Origin of the sequence: Mycolicibacterium novocastrense, from assembly GCF_001570485.1 — a bacterium.
GTDB classification, from domain to species: Bacteria; Actinomycetota; Actinomycetes; order Mycobacteriales; family Mycobacteriaceae; genus Mycobacterium; species Mycobacterium novocastrense.
Window position 1 is genome coordinate 40,388 of the sequence record NZ_BCTA01000019.1, and the last position, 18,955, is coordinate 59,342.

Annotated in this window: 17 protein-coding genes; 12 read left to right on the forward strand and 5 right to left on the reverse strand. The window is 68.3% G+C overall.

Translation table 11 applies throughout. From position 1 onward, the window contains the following. The first annotated feature begins 105 nt into the window (after window positions 1-105). Together RMCN_RS05850 and RMCN_RS05855 are read left to right on the forward strand one after the other, a co-directional pair. The gene (locus tag RMCN_RS05850; RefSeq protein ID WP_067387801.1) at window positions 106-2,685 is read left to right on the forward strand and encodes a bifunctional FO biosynthesis protein CofGH; all 2,580 of its coding nucleotides are present in this window, start codon (window positions 106-108) and stop codon (window positions 2,683-2,685) included. A 189-nt stretch (window positions 2,686-2,874) separates the two neighbouring features. Further along, on the forward strand, window positions 2,875-3,423 hold the full coding sequence (locus tag RMCN_RS05855; protein WP_067387802.1) for a YceI family protein: 549 nt from the start codon (window positions 2,875-2,877) through the stop codon (window positions 3,421-3,423). A 4-nt stretch (window positions 3,424-3,427) separates the two neighbouring features. Here the strand turns inward: RMCN_RS05855 and RMCN_RS05860 are convergent, their stop codons facing one another. After that, window positions 3,428-4,102, reverse strand: coding sequence for a DUF1353 domain-containing protein (locus RMCN_RS05860; protein WP_084377198.1), 675 nt, complete (start codon window positions 4,100-4,102; stop codon window positions 3,428-3,430). A gap of 245 nt (window positions 4,103-4,347) precedes the next feature. On the opposite strand from RMCN_RS05860, the gene fdxA reads away from it, so the two are divergent. Further along, window positions 4,348-4,671, forward strand: a complete 324-nt coding sequence (gene fdxA, locus RMCN_RS05865) for a ferredoxin (RefSeq protein WP_064348634.1) — start codon at window positions 4,348-4,350, stop codon at window positions 4,669-4,671. Window positions 4,672-4,706: 35 nt separating this feature from the next. Further along, window positions 4,707-5,825 carry a succinyldiaminopimelate transaminase gene (dapC, locus tag RMCN_RS05870; RefSeq protein WP_067387803.1) on the forward strand — a complete coding sequence of 373 codons (1,119 nt, stop codon included), beginning with the start codon at window positions 4,707-4,709 and terminating at the stop codon, window positions 5,823-5,825. On the opposite strand, the gene RMCN_RS05875 is transcribed toward dapC, so the two are convergent. Next, window positions 5,822-7,396 (reverse strand): PucR family transcriptional regulator, encoded by a 1,575-nt coding sequence (locus tag RMCN_RS05875; protein ID WP_067387804.1) that lies wholly within the window; start codon window positions 7,394-7,396, stop codon window positions 5,822-5,824. The two genes, dapC and RMCN_RS05875, sit on opposite strands and share 4 nt — an antisense overlap. A gap of 93 nt (window positions 7,397-7,489) precedes the next feature. Between RMCN_RS05875 and pruA the strand changes: the two genes are divergently transcribed. Continuing rightward, window positions 7,490-9,124 (forward strand): L-glutamate gamma-semialdehyde dehydrogenase, encoded by a 1,635-nt coding sequence (gene pruA / locus RMCN_RS05880; RefSeq protein WP_067387805.1) that lies wholly within the window; start codon window positions 7,490-7,492, stop codon window positions 9,122-9,124. Beyond that, window positions 9,124-10,092 carry a proline dehydrogenase family protein gene (locus tag RMCN_RS05885; RefSeq protein ID WP_067387806.1) on the forward strand — a complete coding sequence of 323 codons (969 nt, stop codon included), beginning with the start codon at window positions 9,124-9,126 and terminating at the stop codon, window positions 10,090-10,092. The genes pruA and RMCN_RS05885 overlap by 1 nt, the downstream gene beginning before the upstream one ends. Here the strand turns inward: RMCN_RS05885 and RMCN_RS05890 are convergent. After that, complete coding sequence (locus RMCN_RS05890; protein ID WP_067387807.1) at window positions 10,089-10,625, reverse strand: Rv2253 family sensor-like surface protein; 537 nt, start codon at window positions 10,623-10,625, stop codon at window positions 10,089-10,091. The genes RMCN_RS05885 and RMCN_RS05890 overlap by 4 nt on opposite strands. A gap of 316 nt (window positions 10,626-10,941) precedes the next feature. Next, complete coding sequence (locus RMCN_RS05895; protein WP_084377204.1) at window positions 10,942-11,427, reverse strand: NUDIX domain-containing protein; 486 nt, start codon at window positions 11,425-11,427, stop codon at window positions 10,942-10,944. A 93-nt stretch (window positions 11,428-11,520) separates the two neighbouring features. On the opposite strand from RMCN_RS05895, the gene RMCN_RS05900 reads away from it, so the two are divergent. From RMCN_RS05900 to RMCN_RS05910, 3 genes are all read left to right on the forward strand, one after another. Next, entirely contained in the window at window positions 11,521-12,921 is a 1,401-nt protein-coding gene (locus tag RMCN_RS05900) for an acyl-CoA synthetase (protein ID WP_067387809.1), read from the forward strand. After that, entirely contained in the window at window positions 12,918-13,268 is a 351-nt protein-coding gene (locus tag RMCN_RS05905) for a VOC family protein (protein WP_067387810.1), read from the forward strand. Before RMCN_RS05900 ends, RMCN_RS05905 begins: the two co-directional genes overlap by 4 nt. Before the next feature lie 83 nt (window positions 13,269-13,351). Beyond that, on the forward strand, window positions 13,352-13,912 hold the full coding sequence (locus RMCN_RS05910) for a M15 family metallopeptidase (RefSeq protein WP_067387829.1): 561 nt from the start codon (window positions 13,352-13,354) through the stop codon (window positions 13,910-13,912). 78 nt (window positions 13,913-13,990) lie between these two features. On the opposite strand, the gene dapD is transcribed toward RMCN_RS05910, so the two are convergent. Next, on the reverse strand, window positions 13,991-14,935 hold the full coding sequence (dapD, locus tag RMCN_RS05915) for a 2,3,4,5-tetrahydropyridine-2,6-dicarboxylate N-succinyltransferase (RefSeq protein ID WP_067387811.1): 945 nt from the start codon (window positions 14,933-14,935) through the stop codon (window positions 13,991-13,993). A gap of 24 nt (window positions 14,936-14,959) precedes the next feature. On the opposite strand from dapD, the gene dapE reads away from it, so the two are divergent. From dapE to RMCN_RS05930, 3 genes are all read left to right on the forward strand, one after another. Then, the gene (gene dapE / locus RMCN_RS05920) at window positions 14,960-16,024 is read left to right on the forward strand and encodes a succinyl-diaminopimelate desuccinylase (protein ID WP_067387812.1); all 1,065 of its coding nucleotides are present in this window, start codon (window positions 14,960-14,962) and stop codon (window positions 16,022-16,024) included. Between the two features lie 99 nt (window positions 16,025-16,123). Beyond that, window positions 16,124-17,740: an ABC-F family ATP-binding cassette domain-containing protein gene (locus tag RMCN_RS05925; RefSeq protein ID WP_067387813.1), complete on the forward strand. Its 1,617-nt coding sequence runs from the start codon at window positions 16,124-16,126 to the stop codon at window positions 17,738-17,740. 93 nt (window positions 17,741-17,833) lie between these two features. Continuing rightward, window positions 17,834-18,952, forward strand: coding sequence for a hypothetical protein (locus tag RMCN_RS05930; protein WP_067387814.1), 1,119 nt, complete (start codon window positions 17,834-17,836; stop codon window positions 18,950-18,952). The last annotated feature ends 3 nt before the right edge of the window (window positions 18,953-18,955 follow it).

The window sequence follows — 18,955 nt, forward strand, 5'->3', positions numbered from 1 at the left end:
CCGCCGATACCACCGTGCGGACTACTGTTGCCGATATGTCAGGCGCCGATGTTTCAGAAAGTGAGACGTGCGGATGATCCTCAACGAGCGCGGGGTTATACGGGAGTGGCTCTGAACCCCCAGCACGGCGCCGATCTGCCCAGCCCGGCGATACCACCGAAACCCGATCAGCCCAGTCCTGCGGCTCTGCGGCGGGTGCTGCGCCGCGCACGCGACGGGGTGGCGCTCAACGTCGAGGAAGCCGCGATCGCGATGACCGCCCGCGGCGACGACCTCGCCGACCTGTGCGCCAGCGCCTCACGGGTGCGTGATGCCGGACTCGAGGCGGCGGGGCGGCGCGGGCCCTCGGGACGGCTCCCGGTCAGCTACTCGCGCAAGGTGTTCATCCCCGTCACGCATCTGTGCCGCGACACCTGCCACTACTGCACGTTCGTCACCGTTCCGGGCCGGCTGCGTGCGCAGGGCAAGGGCATGTACATGGAGCCCGACGAGATCCTCGACGTCGCGCGGCGCGGGGCGCAAATGGGTTGTAAGGAAGCGTTGTTCACGCTTGGTGACCGCCCGGAGGCACGGTGGGACGAAGCCCGTCAGTGGCTCGACGAGCGAGGGTATGACTCGACGCTGGACTATGTGCGCGCGATGGCGATCCGCGTCCTCGAAGAGACCGGGCTGCTTCCGCATCTGAACCCCGGCGTGATGAGTTGGTCGGAGTTGTCCCGGCTCAAGCCGGTCGCGCCGTCGATGGGGATGATGCTCGAGACCACCTCGCGGCGGCTGTATGAGACGCGCGGTGCCGCTCATTACGGAAGCCCGGACAAGGACCCCGAAGTTCGGCTGCGGACGCTGGCCGACGCGGGCCGGTTGTCGATCCCGTTCACCACGGGCCTGCTGGTCGGGATCGGGGAGACGCTTGTCGAGCGGGCCGAGACCATCCACGCTATTCGCCGGTCACACAAGGAGTTCGGCCACGTTCAGGAAGTGATCGTGCAGAACTTCCGGGCCAAGGACCACACCGCGATGGCCTCGTCGCCCGATGCGGAGTTCGAGGACTTCCTGGCGACCATCGCCGTCACCCGGCTGGTGCTGGGGCCCAAGATGCGGGTTCAGGCGCCGCCGAACCTGGTGTCGCGCAACGAGTGCCTGGCCCTGGTCGGGGCCGGGGTCGACGACTGGGGCGGTGTCTCGCCGCTGACCCCCGACCACGTCAACCCCGAACGTCCGTGGCCTGCGCTCGACGAGTTGGCCGCGGTGACCGCCGACGCCGGATACGACCTGGTGCAGCGGCTCACCGCGCAGCCGCAGTACGTCCAGGCGGGTGCGGCGTGGATCGACCCGCGGGTGCGGGGCCACGTCGACGCGCTGGCCGACCCCGACACCGGTTTCGCGCTGGATGTCAACCCTGTCGGGCGCCCGTGGCAGGAGCCCGATGAGGCGTCGGAGTCGTTGGGCCGCACCGATCTTCACTCCGCAATCGATGATGCCGGCCGGCTCACCGAGACCCGCAGCGACCTCGATAGCGCATTCGGTGACTGGGAGTCGATCCGCGAGAAGATCTCCGAACTCGCGGCCAGGGCGCCCGAACGCATCGACACCGACGTGCTGGCGGCGTTGCGCGCCGCCGAGCGCGATCCAGCCGGGCTGTCGGACGACGAGTACCTGGCGCTGGCGTGCGCCGACGGTCCCGCATTGGATGCCGTTGCCGCGCTTGCCGATTCGTTGCGTCGCGACGCCGTCGGCGAGGACGTCACGTTCGTCGTCAACCGCAACATCAACTTCACCAACATCTGCTACACCGGCTGCCGGTTCTGCGCCTTCGCGCAGCGCAAGGGCGACGCCGACGCGTACTCGCTGTCGGTGGACGAGGTCGCCGACCGGGCGTGGGAGGCGCACGTCGCGGGCGCGACCGAGGTGTGCATGCAGGGCGGTATCGACCCCGAACTGCCCGTCACCGGATACGCCGATCTGGTGCGCGCGGTGCGTAAGCGGGTGCCGTCGATGCACGTACACGCGTTCTCGCCGATGGAGATCGCTAACGGCGTCACCCGCAGCGGGCTGTCGATCCGCGAGTGGTTGACGTCGTTGCGCGAGGCGGGGCTGGGCAGCATCCCGGGCACCGCGGCCGAGATTCTCGACGACGAAGTGCGTTGGGTGCTGACGAAGGGCAAGCTGCCGACATCGATGTGGATCGAGGTGGTGACCACCGCCCACGAGGTCGGGCTGCGATCCAGTTCGACGATGATGTACGGCCACGTCGACCAGCCGCGGCACTGGGTCGGCCACCTACGGGTGTTGCGCGAAATCCAGGATCGTACGGGCGGTTTCACGGAGTTCGTGCCGCTGCCATTCGTGCATCAGAGCTCGCCGCTGTACCTGGCGGGCGGTGCGCGGCCGGGCCCGACGCACAGAGACAACCGCGCCGTGCACGCGCTCGCGCGAATCATGCTGCACGGCCGGATCTCCAACATCCAGACCAGCTGGGTCAAACTCGGCGTCGAGCGCACCCAGGTGATGCTCACCGGCGGCGCCAACGACCTCGGCGGCACGCTGATGGAGGAGACGATCTCGCGGATGGCCGGTTCGGAGTTCGGTTCCTACAAGACCGTCGAGGAACTCGTCTCGATCGCCGAGGGTATTGGCCGCCCGGCGCGCCAGCGTTCCACGACGTACGCCCCCCTCGCCGCCTAGCCCTCATTCCCGCGCGAGCTTCCAGGCCGCGAGCTTCCAGGCCGCGAGCGACCGCGTCTGATCCCCGACACGCCGCGTTTCCGTGGTATTCGGCGGTCGCTCGCGGCTGGAGAGGGGCTAGGGGAATAAATACGGACTGTAGTCCGCTTACGCCTATGAAGGCCAAAACGAAACGAAGGAGCAACGAATATGACCACAGCAGTCAAGACCCCCCTTTCTGTCGGCACCTGGGCCATCGACCCCGTGCACTCGACCGTGGGGTTCTCCGTACGCCACATGATGGTGAGCAAGGTGCGCGGTACGTTCGACGACTTCAGCGGTGCGATCACGGTCGCCGAAGACGGGACCCCCTCGGTCACCGCCGAAATCAAGGTCGACTCTGTCAACACCCGCAACGAGCAACGCGACGGCCACCTCAAGTCGGGCGACTTTTTTGACACCGCCAAGTATCCGATCGCCACCTTCACCTCGACCGGTGTGCGGCCCAACGGTGACACCTACCTCGTCGATGGCGACTTCACACTCAAGGGCGTCACCAAACCGATCACCCTGGAAGTCGAGTTCAACGGTGTCAACCCCGGCGCGGGACAGGGCGAGGTCGCAGGCTTCGAGGGCTCAGTTGTGCTGAACCGCAGAGACTTCGGGATCGACATCGACATGCCGCTCGAGACCGGCGGCGCGGTTGTCGGTGACAAAGTGACCGTCACCCTCGAGATCGAGGCCCTCAAGCAGGCCTGACCCGTCAGGTCTTGAACTGCAGCGGTGGGGGTGCCTCGTCGGGCACCACCACCGCGATGGCCGACTCGAGAAGCCAGAACACCACCGTCGAGACCAGTATCGCGAGGGCGGGCAGGACGACGATCGGCGCCGCGACCAGCAGCACCAGCAGAACCGCACCCGGCACGTCCTTCCACCAGCCGGCGCCCCCCTTGCCCTGCAGGATCGCGGACAGTCGCACCGTCGCCCAGATGATCCAGCGCCGCAGCAGGCTCACGCCGTCACGCTGCATCTGGAGGCGGAAGCGATAGTCGGCGGTGCGACGGTCACATCCCGTGCGTTCTGGAAACCGCCACAAATAGTCGTGGAGGACGGCCGCGCGCGCATAGCGCCCGGCGCGGGGCACGAACCAGGCGACCACGCCCGGCACAGAAACCAGGTCGGTCGCGAAATCGGCCTGGACTTCGAACTGCTGGTTCGGCCCCTCGAAGCCGAGCGGTTGCGTGGTGCGCCATTCGTCCCACGCACTCTCCTTGAAGACGCGCTTGGTGGCGCGTACGGCGTCGACCTCGGCGGCCGTCAGTTGTCGGACATGGAGGACGGCGGTCGGGTCGACGGGCGGGGCGCAACGTTCCATCACGCAGGTATAGCAAGGCCGAGCCGCAGTGAGCGTGCGCAAAAGGCTGCTGAACGGCGGCATGTCGGCAACAAACACGCACCGTCGTCAAAGGTGGGTGGGCAGTGAGGGGTGTCCGCTAGGCAGTTGTATGTGCGACGTTTAGTATCAGTAACCACGCGCAACCCTTACAGGGATGCGCGTGAAGTTAGGGCACACTGAGACGACCGTCCAAGTATCGACCACGGATACTTGCGGCTGACCTTGGATGCCCACCCCGTACGGCAGCCCACCGGACAGGAGATCGAGGAGACCTTGAGGAGAACACGGTGACGTACGTCATTGCCGAACCTTGTGTCGACGTCAAAGACAAGGCGTGTATCGAGGAATGCCCAGTCGACTGCATCTACGAGGGCGCTCGCATGCTCTACATCCACCCGGATGAGTGCGTGGACTGCGGTGCCTGCGAACCGGTGTGCCCCGTCGAGGCCATCTACTACGAAGATGACGTGCCCGATCAGTGGAGCAGCTACACGCAGATCAACGCCGACTTCTTCAACGAGCTGGGTTCGCCCGGTGGCGCGTCGAAGGTGGGTCAGACCGACAACGACCCGGAGCCGGTCAAGAGCATGCCGCCGCAAGGTGAGGACTGATAACGACTCACGCAGGGCGCAGTGTGCAGCCGCCCGTGCAGCGCAGCCGAGCGGCGCGTCAGCCTCGTAGCGCGTCGCTGCCGGCGTTTCCCTGGGACACCCTGGCCGATGTGACCGCGCTGGCGCGCGCACACCCGGACGGCATCGTGGACCTTTCGGTAGGCACCCCGGTGGACCCGGTGGCACCGGCCATCCGCGATGCGCTCGCGGCGGCCAGTGCCTCGCCCGGCTACCCGACCACCGCCGGCACGGCCGCGCTGCGGGAGGCCGCCGTGAACGCGCTGGCGCGCCGCTACGGCATCACGGACCTCTCGCCCGACGCCGTGCTGCCGGTGATCGGAACCAAGGAGCTCATCGCCTGGCTGCCGACGTTGTTGGGGCTGGGTCCCGACGACGCTGTGGTCGCGCCCGAACTGGCGTATCCCACCTACGACGTCGGTGCGCGGCTGGCGGGCGCGCGGATCGTGCGAGCCGATTCCCTGACACAGCTCGGTCCGCAGAACCCGGCCCTGGTGTATTTGAACTCGCCGAGCAACCCGACGGGCAAGGTGCTCGGCGTCGACCATCTGCGCAAGGTGGTCGGCTGGGCGCGGGAGCGCGGCGTCCTGGTCGCCTCCGACGAGTGCTACCTCGGGCTGGGCTGGGACGCCCAACCGCTGTCGGTGCTGCATCCGTCGGTCTGCGACGGGGACCACACCGGGCTGCTGGCCGTACATTCGCTCTCGAAGACGTCGTCGCTGGCCGGATACCGGGCCGGCTTCGTCGCGGGAGACCCGAGCATCGTCTCGGAGCTGCTGGCCGTTCGCAAGCACGCCGGAATGATGGTGCCGACGCCGGTGCAGGGCGCGATGGTCGCCGCGCTCGACGACGACGAGCACGAACGCGAGCAACGGGCCCGCTACCAGAAACGGCGCGAGATCCTGCTTCCCGCCGTGCGTTCGGCCGGCTTGACCGTCGAAGACTCCGAGGCCGGGTTGTATCTGTGGGCGACGCGCGGTGAACCTTGCCGTGACACCGCCGCCTGGCTGGCCCAGCGCGGCATCCTCGTCGCTCCCGGCGAGTTCTACGGCGCCCGCGGGACCAAGCACGTGCGGATCGCGCTGACCGCGACCGACGAGCGTATTTCCGCTGCGGCACAGCGCCTTACGGCCTAGGACTCCGTCGCGCGTAAGCCGAGTGCGAGCACCAGCCGGTCGTCGGGGTCGTTCAGCGACGTCGACAACAGCTTCTCAACGCGACGGATGCGGTAGCGCACCGTGTTCGGATGCACGTGCAACCGCTGGGCGACCGCGGTGATGTCGCCGAACCCGTCGAGGTAGGCCCCCAGCGTTTCGGCGAGCACCGGATCCTGTTCGCGCAGTTGACGTATCCGAGGGTCGACGAGGCGTTGACCGATCCGGGACACGATCTCGTCGAGGAGCACGGTGGTACGCGCGTCATCGAGCGACGCGACGTGCCCGATCGCCCCGGGATGGCGCTGTGCACTGTCGAAGACGCGGTCCACCTCGGCGCGCGCGGTCGCGGTGGCCGCCAGCCCGGCGAGCGGGGCGGCGACGACGGCCCGCAGCGACAGCCCCAGTTCGCGATCGAGTGTCGCCACGACACCGCGCACCCAGGACATCACCGACGACGGCGCACCGATCTTGGGCAGCAGGACATAGACTCGCCCACTGCTCGACGTGACCTGCGCATCGGGCCGAAAAGCGCTGGCGCTCAGGGAGATCACGTTCGCCGGCGTGGTTCCGGCGGGATCGACGAACCCGATGAGTGCACTTCGTGCCTCGACTTCGATACCGAGTTCGCGTGCGACGGCCGCGACGTCGACCGAGTCGCCGGACAGCCCGAGCAGCTCCTGCACGTGTCTGGTGTGTGTGGACGGCGAGGCCGACAGTCGCGACATGATTCGTGCCGCCAATACGGCCCCGCCACGCAGCACCTCCTCGACATCATCGGCCAGCGGAGCCGAACCCTGTTGCAGCCAAACCGTTCCGGCGAATCGGCCGGCTTTCGCATCGGGAAGGTGGATGCCGACGGCCAGGCGTGGTCGCAGCCCCAACTCCGGTCGTTGGTCGACGCGCACGACGTCGGTGCCCGAACGCAGGGCGTCGAAGATCCCCCACTGGGCGAGCCAGGCCAGGTGCTCGGGCGGGCCGGCGCGGCCGAGGATGGTCAGCCTTCGTAGTTCGTCGGCCTCGTCGCTGGACGCCGAATACGCCAGCACATGGGAGTCTTCGTCTTCGATGCTGATCATGCCGCGGGTGCGGTCGGCCATCGACTGGGCCAACCCGAACAGGTCGGTGCCCGGATCGTGGTGCGGGTCGCCATGGTCGCCGTGATGGTCGAACGCATGGTTCACCAACTTGTACAGGGACTCCCAGCGGGCCTGGGGTTCGACGGCGACCACCGCGGTGCCCAGCGCGACCGCCCGCTCCACCGCGGCGGGCGACGGTTCCTTGACGAAGATCGCCGTGGGCACCCGGCCGGTGCCCGAGAACTGCCGCTCGAGCCAGCGCACCGCATCCACGTCGTCGACACCGAGCAGGAAGAACAGGTCCGCCGAACCGGGTCCGACGGCCAGGCCCAGCCGTACATCATCGGCGTCGACCAGCGCGACCGAGGCGACGGGCATGTCCAGGCCGCGCGGCGCCTCGACAAGCGTCACCATGGTTCGGTCCAACGCCAGCAGTAGCTGGCCGAGCCCGAGGCCGGCGGTCCGAGACTCCATGACATGCCCCTTTGTCTGATCCGACTATAGATCGGCGACAGCATTGTCGGATCAGCCATCGGATCACGTGTCGTGGCCGAGCATCATTCCGTCATGGATGCCATCACCGACGTGCCGCTGCCGGCGAACGAGCCGGTTCACGATTACGCGCCGGGCTCGGGTGAACGGACCCGGCTCATCGAGGCACTGACCTCCGTCGCCGCCGACCCCGTCGATCTGCCGCACGTGATCGGCGGCCGGCACCGGATGGGCGACGGCAACCGCATCGACGTGGTGCAGCCGCACCGTCACACCGACCCTGCCGGACGGCTGGGCACCCTCACCAACGCCACCCACGCCGACGCCGTCGCCGCCATCGAGGCCGCGACGGCCGCCAAGGCGCAATGGGAGGCCACCCCGTTCGACGAACGGGCCGCGGTATTGCTGAGGGCCGCCGACCTCCTCGCCGGCCCGTGGCGCGAAAAGCTCTGCGCGGCCACCATGCTCGGGCAATCCAAGTCGGCGTATCAGGCCGAGATCGACGCGGCCTGCGAGCTCGTCGACTTCTGGCGGTTCAACGTCTCGTTCGCACGAAAGATCCTTGCGCAACAACCGATCAGCGTGCGCGGGGTCTGGAACCGCACCGACTACCGGCCGCTCGACGGGTTCATCTACGCGATAACCCCGTTCAACTTCACCGCGATAGCAGGCAACCTGCCCACGGCACCTGCGCTGATGGGCAACACCGTGATCTGGAAGCCTTCGCCCACCCAGACCTTCGCGGCCTACCTCACGATGCAGCTGCTGGAGCAGGCCGGTCTGCCGCCCGGGGTCATCAACCTGCTCACCGGGGACGGCGTGGCGGTCTCGGAGGTGGCGTTGTCGGATCCACGGCTGGCCGGCATCCACTTCACCGGGTCGACCACGACGTTCCAGCATCTGTGGCGCGAGGTGGGCAACAACATCGACCGCTACCACGGCTACCCGCGCCTGGTCGGCGAGACGGGCGGCAAGGACTTCGTCGTCGCCCACGCCAGCGCGCAACCCGACGTGCTGCGCACCGCGCTGATCCGCGGCGCGTTCGACTATCAGGGCCAGAAGTGCTCGGCGGCGTCGCGGGCATTCATCGCGCGTTCGGTGTGGCAGCAGATGGGTGACGATTTTCTCTCGGCGACAGAGGAATTGCGCTACGGAGACGTGACCGACCTGAGCAACTTCGGTGGTGCGCTGATCGACGACCGGGCGTTCACCAAGAACGTCAAGGCGATCGAGAGAGCCAAGACCGCGCACGTGACCATCGCCGTTGGTGGTGAATACGACGACACGGAAGGTTATTTCGTCCGCCCGACCGTGCTGCTGTCTGACGACCCGACCGACGAGTCCTTCCGCACCGAGTATTTCGGGCCGATCCTCGCGGTTCACGTCTACCCGGACGACGAATACGACCGCATCCTCGACGTCGTCGACACCGGCGCGACGTACGCGTTGACCGGTGCGGTCATCGCCGACGACCGCTCGGCGGTGCTGCAGGCCCAACGGCGGCTGCGCCACGCCGCGGGCAACTTCTACATCAACGACAAGCCGACCAGCGCCGTGGTCGGGCAGCAGCCCTTCGGCGGGTCGCGGGCGTCGGGTACCAACGACAAGGCCGGGTCGGCGCTGAACCTGTTGCGCTGGACGTCGGCGCGGTCGATCAAGGAAACCCTGGTGCCTCCGACGGACCACAACTATCCACACATGGCGCAGTGATGGAGGTCTTCGCACGCGTCGCGCGACCGGCGATCATGGCCGCCGGCCGAAGGGACGGTCTGCGAAGAACCGCCGAGCGGTTTCCGCTGACACGGGATGTCGTCCACCGGTTCGTACCGGGGGAGAGCGTGGACGATGCGCTCGATGCGGTTGTGCGGTTGCGCGACTCGGGTCGCCTCGTGTCGATCGACCACCTCGGTGAGGACGTGACCGATGCCGACGCCGCGACCGAGAATGTGCACGCGTATCTGACGCTGCTCGACGGACTCGCGCGGCGCGACGAGGAACCGGCCATCGTGCGACCGCTGGAGGTCTCGTTGAAGTTGTCGGCGCTGGGGCAGGCGTTGGCCCGCGACGGTGAGAAGATCGCACTCGAGAACGCCCACACCATCTGTGAACGGGCGCAGCGCATCGGGGTGTGGGTGACGGTGGACGCCGAGGACCACACCACCACCGATTCGACCCTGTCGATCGTGCGCGATCTGCGCACCGAGTTCGGCTGGCTCGGAACGGTTTTGCAGGCACATCTCAAGCGCACGCACGCCGACTGCCGGGAGTTCGCGGCATCGGGCGCTGCGCGAATCCGCCTGTGCAAAGGGGCTTACCACGAACCGATGTCGGTGGCCTACCGAGACCGCGACGACATCACCGACTCCTACCTGCGCTGCCTTCGGGTGCTGATGGCTGGGGACACCTACCCGATGGTGGCCTCGCACGACCCGGCCGTCATCGCGGCCGTACCCGCGCTGGCCACCGAGAGCGGTCGCGGCCGAGACGATTTCGAATACCAGATGCTGTACGGCATCCGTGATGCCGAGCAGCGCAGGTTGGCCGATGCGGGCAACCATGTGCGGGTGTACGTGCCGTTCGGCGTCCAGTGGTACGGGTACTTCGTGCGCAGACTCGCAGAGCGGCCCGCCAACCTGATGTTCTTCCTGCGGGCGCTGGCCGAACGTCGCGGTGCTTAAAGTGCCACGCCGACTGGGATACCGGGCGAACCGACGGGACGGGCGGCGACCGGCATCACGACCGTCCCGCGGCATGCCCCGCCCATGATTTCGGTCTGCCAGGTCCCGAACAGCTGTCCGTCGATGTCGGGGGCGTAGAACACGCGTGACCGGGCCGGTGCGTACTCGCTGGGAACGCCGTCACCGCGGAAACACTCCCACTGCCAGTTGTAGGCGTACTGCCATCGCGCCCCGTCCCACGTGTACCGGACCGGTTGCGGGATGGTGGGATTGCTCGGCGCGGGCCCCGACACGACGGTTGCGACGCACAGTCCCGCCGAGCAGTCGGTCGCCAGGACGTACTGCGCGCTGAAGTCGGGTTCGGATTGAGCGGCGGCGATACTGGTGCCCATCTTGTCCGACGCATAGGTGACGATCTCGTAGCGCCCGTTCCACGCCGGGTTCGCTGCGCCGGCCGTCGGCAGTATCGAAAGGCTCCCGGCCGCAGCACATGTCAGCCCCAACAGCGCACTGCTCAGGGCACGGGCGGACATGTCGTGAACACTACTGAGCCCAATTCGCCCAACCCCTCGCGACACGGTTTGCCGAAGGCTACGACACCGTCACGGAATGGTCTCGATCCGCGGGCTCGCGCCGATCACCCGCACCGGTCGGTCACCGCGGTGGGTGGTTGCGGGTCTCGCCGCAGCCGGCGGAGGACACGAGGAAGTAGCCGGCGCCGCCGAACACCAACGGCATCATCGCCATCATCCCGTAGATTGCGGTCATCGTGTCACCTCCTCCGATCGCTCCTACTTGTTACACGAACCAGCAGGGCTCGCGGTTCGAAGTCGATCGGCACCGCATCCGTTACCGCCCCGACAGCACCAACAGCGTCCACGCCGCGATCGACTGCGCGTCGGTGATCACCCCGTCGCGCATCATCTGCTCGACCTCGCTGCGGGTGAACCATTCGCTGTGCATGTCCTGTTCCTCGTGCTCGCGGTCGTGCTCACCCTCGGTGATGCCCGTCGCCAGGAACACCCAGCCGCGCTGGCTGCTCATGCCCGGCGCCACGTCCAGCAATCCCAGTCGCACCAGCTCCGACGCGCGCAGACCCGTCTCCTCGCGCAGTTCGCGCGCCGCCAGGTCGGCGGGCGCGAGGTCCTTCTGGTCCGGTGCGGTGCCCTGCGGAAACTCCCAGCGCCGTAGCCCCAGCGGATAGCGGTACTGCTCGACCAGCCGGAACCGGTCGCCGTCACGCGCGATCACCAGGGCATACGTCGGCTTGTCCACGACCGCGTAGATCCCGTCGCTGCCGTCGGGTCGGCGGATGTCGTCCTCACGCAGCGCCATCCAGTTGTTCCGGTAGACCTCGCGCGAGGCCAGCCGCTCAATGTGGGTCACGCGCCCAGTATCGCCGAGCCGATATGGGTAACCTCGCTGCTTATGCTGCTGTCTTCGCTCAACCCCGCCGCGGTCGCCGGTGGTGCCGACATCGAGGACGCGGTCCGCATCGATGGGGCGCAGCTGTCGCGCAGCGATCTGCTGGGCGCCGCGACGTCGGTGGCCGAACGTGTCGCCGGAGCGCACCGAGTCGCCGTGTTGGCCACCCCGACCGTTCAGACCGTGCTGGCGGTGACGGGTTGCCTGATCGCCGGTGTGCCCGTCGTCCCGGTGCCCGCCGATGTCGGCGCCGCCGAGCGCAGGCACATCCTGGGTGACTCCGCTGCCCAAGCGTGGCTGGGGGAGAAGCCGGCGGAGACCGACGGGCTGCAGCACGTGCCGGTGCGGCTGCACGCACGCTCGTGGCACCGCTACGCCGAACCGCCGGCCGAGTCGCCGGCGCTGGTCATCTACACCTCCGGCACGACCGGCCCGCCCAAGGGTGTCATCGTCAGCCGCCGCGCGATCACCGCCGACATCGATGCGCTCGCCGAGGCGTGGCAGTGGACGTCCGATGACATCCTGGTGCACGGCCTGCCGCTGTATCACGTGCACGGGTTGATCCTCGGCCTGCTCGGATCCCTGCGCATCGGAAACCGGTTCGTGCACACGGGAAAACCCAGTCCACAGAACTACGCGGCGGCCGGCGGATCGCTGTATTTCGGGGTGCCGACGGTGTGGTCGCGGGTGGCCGACGACGCGGAGGCGGCAGCGGCGCTGGCGTCGGCGCGGATGCTGGTGTCGGGTAGCGCCCCGCTGCCGGTGCCGGTGTTCGACAAGTTGGTCGAACGGACCGGGCACCGGCCCATCGAACGTTACGGCTCGACGGAGTCCTTGATCACGATCAGCACCCGCGCCGACGGTGAGCGCAGGCCCGGGTGGGTGGGCCTGCCGCTGAGTGGTATCGAGACCCGTCTGGTCGACGAGCACGGTGGCGCGGTGCCACACGACGGCGAAACCATTGGGCAGCTTCATGTTCGGGGTGAGACATTGTTCGACGGTTACCTCAACCGACCCGATGCGACCGCCGAAGTGCTCGACGCCGACGGCTGGTATCGCACGGGCGACGTCGCGGTGATCGACGCCGACGGTATGCACCGCATCGTCGGACGAGAATCCGTCGACCTGATCAAGACCGGAGGCTTCCGGGTGGGTGCGGGCGAGATCGAGGCCGCGCTGCTCGGACATCCCGGCGTGCGGGAAGTCGCGGTCGTCGGTGTGCCCGATGAGGACCTCGGCCAGCGCATCGTCGCGTTCGTCGTCGGTGACGCCACCCCCGAGGAGCTCATCGAGTATGTGGCCGAACAGCTTTCGGTACACAAGCGGCCCCGCGAGGTGCGGCTGGTGGACTCGTTGCCGCGCAACGCGATGGGCAAGGTGCTCAAGAAGGAGTTGGCGCGGTGACACTCGAGTTCGACGAGATCTGCATCGACGCCCACGACGCCTCCGCGCTGGGCCGGTGGTGGTCGCAGGTGCTGGGCTGGCCCCACGACGTCGACGACGACGGTGACGTCGTGCTGCACGCGCCGCCCGGCGCGGGCCCGAACTGGCTGTTCCTCGCGGTGCCCGACGACAAGGTCGTCAAGAACCGCATCCACTTCGACTTCCGCCCCGACGATCAGCGGGCCGAAGTCGAGCGGGTCGTGGGCCTCGGCGCGCGGCACGTCGACATCGGCCAGGGCGACGACAGCTGGGTCGTGCTGGCCGATCCGGAGGGCAACGAATTCTGCATCCTGGCCGCCGACGCTTGACCGCCCCCGCTCCTGTGACGCGAGCGTGCGCCCCTGTGACGCGAGAGTGCGGGTCTGCACACGACACGCCGCGAAATCTCAGCATCTTGCGCACGCTCGTGGCGGCGTCAGTGTGCGCAATCGCCGCCTGTGGCGCACCGCCGCAGCCGCCGCCCCCGGCTCCCGTGGTCGGCCAGGAACCGCTGAGTATCGGGCCCGCCGCGCAGGACACCGTCGGCGGCTGGCTGCCCGACGGCCAGACGGTCAGCCCGTTCGACGCCGAGCACCCGATCGTGAAGTGGCTCGACCCGGCGCTGCGCGAGGCGGTGCAGAAGGCGGCGCGCAGAGCCGAGGCCGACGGCATAAAGATGCGCATCACGTCCGGTTGGCGATCGAAGGGTTTTCAGGAGCGGCTGTTCGACGACGGCGTCGTCAGGTACGGAAGTGTCCAAGCCACAAGGGAATTCGTGGCCTCACCGGAGAAGTCGAAGCACGTGACGGGCGAAGCCGTCGACATCGGGCCCGTCGAGGCGGACAAGTGGCTCATCGCCAACGGCCGAAGGTTCGGCCTGTGTCAGGTCTACGCCAACGAGATCTGGCACTTCGAGTTGGCTGTCGTCGACGGGCGCTGTCCTCCGCTCAAGCCCAACGCCGCGGCGGATTGAGCGCGAGCGACCGAGAAATGTACGCGCACGCCGGTGTGTCGCCGTACAGACGCGGGCGCTCGCGCCAGAGAAGGTACCTCAGTTCTGGTGCAGCGCCTCGTTCAGCGTGATGCCGGTGCCGTCGCGCTTGACCACCTCGACGGCGCCCGACAGCGAATTGCGCCGGAACAGCAGATTGTCGGCGCCCGACAGCTCGCGTGCCTTGACGGTCTTTCCGTCGGCGGTCTGCACCTTGGTGCCCGCCGTGACATACAAACCCGCCTCGACCACACAGTCGTCGCCCAGCGAGATCCCGATCCCTGCATTGGCGCCCAGCAGGCACCGCTTGCCCACCGAGATCACTTCCTTGCCGCCGCCCGAGAGCGTCCCCATGATCGACGCGCCACCGCCGAGATCCGTGCCGTCGTCGACGACCACGCCCGCCGAGATCCGGCCCTCGACCATCGAACTGCCCAACGTGCCCGCGTTGAAGTTGACGAAGCCCTCATGCATGACGGTCGTGCCCTCGGCCAGGTGCGCGCCGAGCCGAACCCGATCGGCGTCGGCGATGCGCACGCCGGTCGGCAGCACGTAGTCGACCATCCGCGGGAACTTGTCGACGCCGTAGACGGCCACCGGCCCCCGTGCGCGCAGGCGCGCCCGCACAGTCTCGAAACCGGCGACCGCGCACGGCCCGTGGTTGGTCCACACGACGTTGGTCAGCACGCCGAAGAGGCCGTCGGCGTTCAGGCCGTGCGGCGCGACGAGCCGGTGCGAGAGCAGGTGCAACCGCAGATAGCCGTCATAGGCGTCGGCGGCCTTCTCGTCCAGCGACGAGATCACCGTCCGGACCGCCACGATGTCGACACCGCGAGCCTCGTCGCGACCGGTCAGCACGCCCAGCTCCTCGGGCACCTCGGCCACCGACAGCCGCACCGTGCCCGACGGGCCGTCGGCCCCGATTTCGGGTGCCGGGAACCATGTGTCGAGGACCGATCCGTCGGCGGCGATCGTCGCCAGCCCAATACCTGCAGCAGAAGTCACGCGGTAAAGACTAACGTCAGCGTTGTGAGCCTCGATTTGCACGGTGATCCGATCGCGCTGACCGCCGCGCTGGTGGACATCCCCAGCGAGTCGCGTCACGAGCGGCGCATCGCCGACGAGGTCGAGGCCGCGCTGCGTGAGCAGACCTCCCTCGAGGTGATCCGCAACGCCGACGCGGTGCTGGCCCGCACCAACCTCGGGCTGCCGTCGCGGGTGCTGCTCGCCGGCCACCTCGACACCGTCCCCGTCGCCGACAACCTGCCCAGCCGGCTCGTCGACGGTGTCCTGCACGGCTGCGGCACGTCGGACATGAAGTCCGGCGATGCGGTGTTCCTGCACCTGGCCGCCACCGTCGCCGAGCCGACGCACGACATCACGCTGGTGATGTATGACTGCGAGGAGATCGAGGCGTCGGCCAACGGACTGAACCGCATCCAATCCGAACTGCCCGACTGGCTGCGGGCCGACGTCGCGATCCTCGGCGAGCCCTCCGACGGCTATATCGAAGCCGGCTGTCAGGGCACGCTGCGCGTGGTGATCAGCGCGAGCGGCACACGTGCCCACTCGGCGCGGTCGTGGTTGGGCGACAACGCGATTCACAAACTCGGCGCGGTGCTGGACCGGCTGTCGTCGTATCGGGCCCGCAACGTGGAGATCGACGGCTGCACCTACCGCGAAGGACTGTCCGCCGTGCGCGTCGACGGCGGTATCGCGGGCAACGTCATCCCCGATGCGGCCTCGGTGTCGGTGAACTTCCGGTTCGCTCCCGACCGCAGCGTCGACGAGGCGCTGAACCACGTGCGCGAGGTGTTCGACGGCCTCGACGTCAGAATCGAACTGACCGACGCAGCCGCCGGCGCGCTGCCCGGCTTGACCGAGCCCGCCGCGGCCGCGCTGGTGGCTGCCGCGGGCGGGCAGGTCCGGGCCAAGTACGGCTGGACCGACGTGTCGCGATTCGCCGCCCTCGGCGTTCCCGCGGTCAACTACGGCCCCGGTGACCCCAACCTCGCGCACCGTGTCGACGAGCATGTCGACGTCGACAAGATCACCGCGACGACCGACGTGTTGCGCCGGTATTTAACCGCTTGACCGCGCACCTACGCTGAACGCATGTGAGTTGACGTCTCCGGGTGCCGCCCGGATCCGGCCGTCCCCTTTTTCCGTGCGAAACACGAAGCGATCACTCACATGTCTTCCATCGTCTGTTCCGAATTGTCTTTCGCGTGGCCCGACGACACACCGCTGTTCGACGGGTTGTCCTTCACCGTCGGCGACGGGCGAACCGGTCTGGTCGCCCCCAACGGCGAAGGAAAAAGCGCGCTGCTCAAGCTGATCGCCGGTGAGTTGACGCCGACGGCGGGTTCGGTCACCATCGACGGCAGGCTCGGGTATCTGCCGCAGACGCTGCCGTACATCGCGCATCACACCGTCGCCGAACTGCTCGGTGTCGCATCGGTCATCGAAGCGCTCGACGCGCTGGCAGACGGCAACGCCGAACCAGACGTCTTTGCCGCGATCGGCGACGACTGGGACGTCGAGGAGCGCACGCGGGCGCAACTGGATCGGCTCGGACTGAGCCACATCACGCTCGACCGTCGGCTCGGCACGCTGTCGGGTGGGGAGATCATCAGCATCGGCATCGCCGGTCAGCTGCTGGACCGGCCCGACGTATTGCTGCTCGACGAGCCGACGAACAACCTCGACGTCGACGCCCGCCACCGGCTCTACGATGTGCTCGACGACTTCGCGGGCTGCCTGCTGGTGGTCAGCCACGATCGGCTGCTGCTCGACCGGATGGACCGCATCGCCGAGCTGCACCGCAGCGAGATCCGCTCCTACGGTGGCAATTTCACGCTATACACCGAGGCCGTGAGTCTCGAGCAGCGCGTCGCCGAGAACAATGTCCGCAGCGCTCAACAGCTGCTCAGGCGCGAGAAGCGCGAAATGCAGCAGGCCCGTGAGCGCGCGGCGCGACGGGCAGGCGCGGCGGCACGCAACCTCAAGGACGCCGGGCTGCCGAAAATCGTTGCGGGCGCCCGCAAACGGCGGGCACAAGAGTCCGCGGGCCACGTCGACGGCGTGAACGCCGAGCGAGTCGCGGAGGCCAGGGCCCGCCTGAACGACGCGGAGCGGGCGGTGCGTGACGACGACGCGCTTGTACTCGACCTGCCCGACACCGACGTGCCTTCCGGCCGGGATGTGCTCGACGCCAAGGGGTTACGCGTCTCGACCGGTGAGGCGCTGCTTCTCGACGAAGTCGACCTGTCGGTGCGTGGGCCCGAGCGTATCGCGCTGACCGGACGCAACGGGGCGGGAAAATCGACGCTGCTGCGCATCCTTGCCGGAGAGCTGGCACCGGACGCCGGCACCGTGCAGCGCAGTGACGGCCGCGTGGCGTATCTGTCGCAGCGGCTCGACCTGCTCGATGCGCACCACACGGTCGCCGAGAGCCTCGCCGCATACGCGCCGGGCCTTTCTCACACCCGCCGCATGCACCTGCTGGCGCAGTTTCTCTTTCAGGGCGACGGCCTCCAGCTCCCGGTGGGTGCACTGTCCGGCGGTGAGCGGTTGCGCGCGACGCTGGCCTGCGTGCTTTTCGCCGAACCGGCACCCGAGTTGCTTCTGCTCGACGAGCCCACCAACAACCTCGACCTCGTCAGCGTCGGGCAGCTTCAGGCGGCGCTGAACGCGTACCGGGGCGCGTTCATCGTCGTCAGCCACGACGAGCGCTTCCTCACCGACATCGGCGTGCAACGGCGGCTCCGGCTATCCGGCGGGCATCTCGACGAGGAGCGGATGCCCTGATCGGGCGTCACGCCGCTCGAAATCGGCGCACGGGCAGCTACCGGGGGCACGGTAAGTTTGAGACCCGTAGCGTGTCGTCAAGGGGGTCGCGCCATGGGCATCGCGCCCGATTCCAGCCCGTACGGTGGTCAGACCGTGACCGGCCCGGGCTGGCCGAACGTCGACGAGGAGACGTTGGCCGCCGCGGCGGCGTCATACGAGGCGTTGGCGTCCACGATCAGCGGAAACGTCGTGCCCGAACAGCAGGGTCAGCTGATGCAGCTGTCCGATTCCTGGGAGGGAGTCGGCGCGGTCGCCGCGGCGGGGGAGGCCACCACCATCATCGGCGGGCACGAAGCCAACGCGGCGCAGGCCGCCGCGATCGCGGCCAAGCTGCGCGCGATGGAGGCCACCGTCGTGAAGACCAAGATGCTGGCGAACACGATCGCCCAAGAGGTTCAGCACGAGTGTGAGGGCATCGCGGCGATGCCGTTTCCCAACGCCCAGGAGCTGGTGCAGAGCCGGATCAAGATGGGGTTGTCGCAGAACATCGCCAACGTCACGACCAACACCACCGAACTCGCCAACACCCTCGGCGTGCCGCCGAGCATCCCCCTTTTCGGCGCTCCGCCCGTGCCCGGTGCCAAAGAGGCGCAGGACAGCGGGGAGGAAGCCGCCAAGCAGGCCGGTGACGGCTCGCAGCAGGCCATGCAGATGGCCGGCCAGATGGGAGCCATGGCCGCACAGCTGCCGATGCAGATCGGCCAGTCGCTGATGGCTGTGCCGCAGCAGCTGGGCCAGCAGCTCTCACAGCCGCTGCAACAGCTGACGTCGATGTTCGGTCAGGGCGGTAAGGCCGATTCTCTGGGCGCCGCGGGGCTGCCGTTCTCGTCGTTCTCCAACCATCCGCTCGCCGGCGGCTCCGGCGCCGGCGGCGGCTCCGGCATGGTCCGGGCGGCGTCGTTGCCGGGCTCCGGCGGTGCGCCACTGCAGACACCGCAGATGGCCAACCTCGTCGGCAGCAAGCCGGTCAGCACCGCGCCCGCACCGGAGGGCGCGACCGCGGGAGCCGCGGCGGTCGGCGGGGCCGCCCCGATGGCTGCGGGCGGCGGCATGGGCGGGACGGCCCCGATGATGGGTCAGCGCGGCGCCAGCGGGGGCACCGCACCAGGATTGGCCGTGCCCGCGCCGCTGGAACACGATCTAGACGATGACGACGATGACGACTGGTGACGA

Excerpts from the sequence above, each read along its gene's own strand:
- RMCN_RS05890 (WP_067387807.1), bottom strand. The coding sequence starts at position 10,625 with ATGTCCGCCCGTGCCCTGAGCAGTGCGCTGTTGGGGCTGACATGTGCT.
- RMCN_RS05860 (WP_084377198.1), bottom strand. The coding sequence starts at position 4,102 with ATGCCGCCGTTCAGCAGCCTTTTGCGCACGCTCACTGCGGCTCGGCCT.
- RMCN_RS05925 (WP_067387813.1), top strand. The coding sequence starts at position 16,124 with ATGTCTTCCATCGTCTGTTCCGAATTGTCTTTCGCGTGGCCCGACGAC.
- RMCN_RS05930 (WP_067387814.1), top strand. The coding sequence starts at position 17,834 with ATGGGCATCGCGCCCGATTCCAGCCCGTACGGTGGTCAGACCGTGACC.
- RMCN_RS05885 (WP_067387806.1), top strand. The coding sequence starts at position 9,124 with ATGGAGGTCTTCGCACGCGTCGCGCGACCGGCGATCATGGCCGCCGGC.
- RMCN_RS05900 (WP_067387809.1), top strand. The coding sequence starts at position 11,521 with ATGCTGCTGTCTTCGCTCAACCCCGCCGCGGTCGCCGGTGGTGCCGAC.
- RMCN_RS05895 (WP_084377204.1), bottom strand. The coding sequence starts at position 11,427 with ATGGCGCTGCGTGAGGACGACATCCGCCGACCCGACGGCAGCGACGGG.
- RMCN_RS05855 (WP_067387802.1), top strand. The coding sequence starts at position 2,875 with ATGACCACAGCAGTCAAGACCCCCCTTTCTGTCGGCACCTGGGCCATC.
- RMCN_RS05875 (WP_067387804.1), bottom strand. The coding sequence starts at position 7,396 with ATGGAGTCTCGGACCGCCGGCCTCGGGCTCGGCCAGCTACTGCTGGCG.
- pruA (WP_067387805.1), top strand. The coding sequence starts at position 7,490 with ATGGATGCCATCACCGACGTGCCGCTGCCGGCGAACGAGCCGGTTCAC.